Annotated in this window: 4 protein-coding genes; all 4 read left to right on the top strand. The window is 26.8% G+C overall.

Features of this window, described 5'->3' with window-relative positions:
• Positions 1-194: hypothetical protein (locus BUA77_RS14290; RefSeq protein ID WP_330390115.1), on the top strand; the 194-nt coding region annotated here is incomplete at its 5' end.
• A gap of 3 nt (positions 195-197) precedes the next feature.
• Positions 198-875: a hypothetical protein gene (locus tag BUA77_RS13050; RefSeq protein ID WP_072890997.1), complete on the top strand. Its 678-nt coding sequence runs from the start codon at positions 198-200 to the stop codon at positions 873-875.
• Positions 875-1,354 (top strand): hypothetical protein, encoded by a 480-nt coding sequence (locus tag BUA77_RS13045; protein WP_084605811.1) that lies wholly within the window; start codon positions 875-877, stop codon positions 1,352-1,354. Before BUA77_RS13050 ends, BUA77_RS13045 begins: the two co-directional genes overlap by 1 nt.
• A gap of 283 nt (positions 1,355-1,637) precedes the next feature.
• Positions 1,638-2,177: a hypothetical protein gene (locus BUA77_RS13040; protein ID WP_072890994.1), complete on the top strand. Its 540-nt coding sequence runs from the start codon at positions 1,638-1,640 to the stop codon at positions 2,175-2,177.
• Positions 2,178-2,485: the final 308 nt, after the last annotated feature.

The raw sequence follows: 2,485 nt of genomic DNA, 5'->3' as shown, positions 1-2,485 counted from the left end.
AATGTATATATACCCAAAATGGGGGAAACTTAGCCATTTCTATAAATTTAAATGTAGTATTTATGCGAGTTGTAGAGTTCTGCAACGAGCTAATTGACAAATTTGGAATAGGGGGGGGTAAAATAATTACTGTAAACAAGCTTGTTTATAGATTTGATAGAATTATTAGAAGGAAAAATTTAAGGGGTGATTAAATTATGAAAAAATTGACAAGAAAAATTATTAGTTTTATACTTATGATACTGATGATATCTAATATAAGTATTTCAGCATTTGCAAGTGAAACTGAATCAAGTTCTAAAAATACAAATATTAATAAATGTAATATTGTTATTACTGATGATGGTGTATATATTAATGATGTTTATTATACACAAGAACAGTTTGTCAAACTTCTTAATACTGCAGTAGAAGTAGATATAACTGAATTAAAAAACGATACTATTAAGAATAATAGTGTAATGAGAAGTGTAGGTGTGCAAAGTGCTACAGGAGCTCTTATTGCAGGTACATGGTGGATTCCAGGAGTTGGAGAAGTAGTGATTACTGCTGCTGGAGCAGTAATTATAGGTGGTACAGTAATAGCAGCAGGTACTTGGTTATATAACAAAGTTGTTGATTGGTTTGAAGCTAGAGCGGAAATAAAAGCTGTTAAGCAAAAAATTCCTGAGCGTTTAAAGAACAAAAAAGGTAAAGTTGATTTAGGAAAGTTCAACCAAAAAGTAAAGGGTGATAAAGTTGCATATAAAGAAAAGGGAGGATGGACAATAGAGAAAGATACAGCTCAACATGGAGGTAGAAAGTGGAAATTAAAAGATAAGCGTGGAAGAAGAGTTGCTTCTTTAGATGAAAATGGAAAGGTGTTAGGAAAGTAATGAAAAAAATATTAGAGTTTATTGAAACATTACAAAGTAGTGAATCTTATCACTTTATTGATGTTTTACCTGAAACAATCAGCCATGTTGGATATTTTGAATTGGAAGAATATCTTCTAATAAATTATTTAGATGATTTTAGTCAAAAGATTTGTCGAATAATAATTAAATTGATTACTTATTATGATGCTGAAATTTATTTAACAGAGTTTCCTGAAGAAAAAAGTAGATTGAAGTTTTATGAGTATGAATATAAAAATATTCGCTCAAAATCGTTGCAAGAGATTCATAAAATAATTTCATATATCATAAAAAATGGTATTTCATCGGTTCAAATAATCTTCCCCAAAAAAAATATTCTTGTTAGTATACATGGTGAATTTTCAGTAGCTATATATGGAGAGAATAAAGAAGTATTAAAATTAGTAGAAAAACTTGTTAACCAAGAGAATTTATTTTTGAGAAAGAGTATTAGTTAATGGTTGTAGTAAACATTATATAAAAATAAATATACCATACTATAATAAGTCTAGTAGATAGCAAATTTATAGGTTCTACTAGACTTTGAAATTTTAATATTTATTTTAATAAACAGCAGAAAATTTTGTAAAATAGATAATATAATCAAAAACTATATTGTTGATTAATTGAGAAACAGTATCTGTAACATAAAAAAATAAATGATAGTATATGGAAAATTAGCGATGCATAGGTAAATAAGAAATAATAAATAGAATATTACTTGAAAGGTTATGATGTACAATGGATTTAGATAAATTAGATAGAATTATAAAAAAAGAGGAAAATTGGGACGAGTTTATAGAATTTTTAAATACTATTAATGAAGATTATTTAAAAACAGTTGGGAAATATGATCTTTTCAGAATTTCTTTTTACACTTGGTATGTTATGGCTGAATGGGGAATATTATCACCCAAATTAGAAAAATGTTTAGAACAAGCAGAAAATCTATTAATATATGCCTTTAAAATAGCAACAGAGAAATATTCAAATGACGAAGATTATTTGTGGTTTTATGGTTATTTAATTAGTGTTTTTCCAGAACACTTTTTATTAATATATTCTGATTATTTAAAAGCAGAAAATGCAGGAAAACAAATGTTAAATGTGGCTTTACAAATGCAATATACTTTAGCAATTATCTTTAATGAAAAGTTTTTAGAAAAAAATGTATTAGAAAGTGGGAAAAAAGACTTAGAAAATATGTTTGATAAAAGTACAGAAGTATATGATTATTTTATTAGAATGATAGAACTGATAGAGTCTGAGAATAAAAAATAGAATACTTCCAATAGAAATACATAAAATGTTTTCTGTTAGAGCAAAAGTTATAAGCGTTCATTTTGAATTCATAGGGGGTAAAATCAAAATGCTCCCTTATTTCTCTGCGAAAATTTATTATCATTCTATCAAAACACATGTGGAGACTTGCTCACTACTTGTGAAAAAATAAATAGGTGTGATAGTTGTAAGGCAGGCTGATAGCCTGCTTTATTTTATATTAAGTAGGAAATTATAAAATTTCAAAATCTGTGGAAAACTTGCTAAAATATATGTATAAGTATTGAAAAAAGAGAGATGAAGAGATG

Origin of the sequence: Tepidibacter formicigenes DSM 15518 (genome assembly GCF_900142235.1) — a bacterium.
GTDB lineage: Bacteria > Bacillota > Clostridia > Peptostreptococcales > Peptostreptococcaceae > Tepidibacter > Tepidibacter formicigenes.
This window is presented reverse-complemented; position numbering and strand designations above follow the sequence as displayed.

Coding starts and splice junctions, on each gene's coding strand:
- BUA77_RS13050 (WP_072890997.1), top strand. CDS start 198: ATGAAAAAATTGACAAGAAAAATTATTAGTTTTATACTTATGATACTG.
- BUA77_RS13045 (WP_084605811.1), top strand. CDS start 875: ATGAAAAAAATATTAGAGTTTATTGAAACATTACAAAGTAGTGAATCT.
- BUA77_RS13040 (WP_072890994.1), top strand. CDS start 1,638: ATGGATTTAGATAAATTAGATAGAATTATAAAAAAAGAGGAAAATTGG.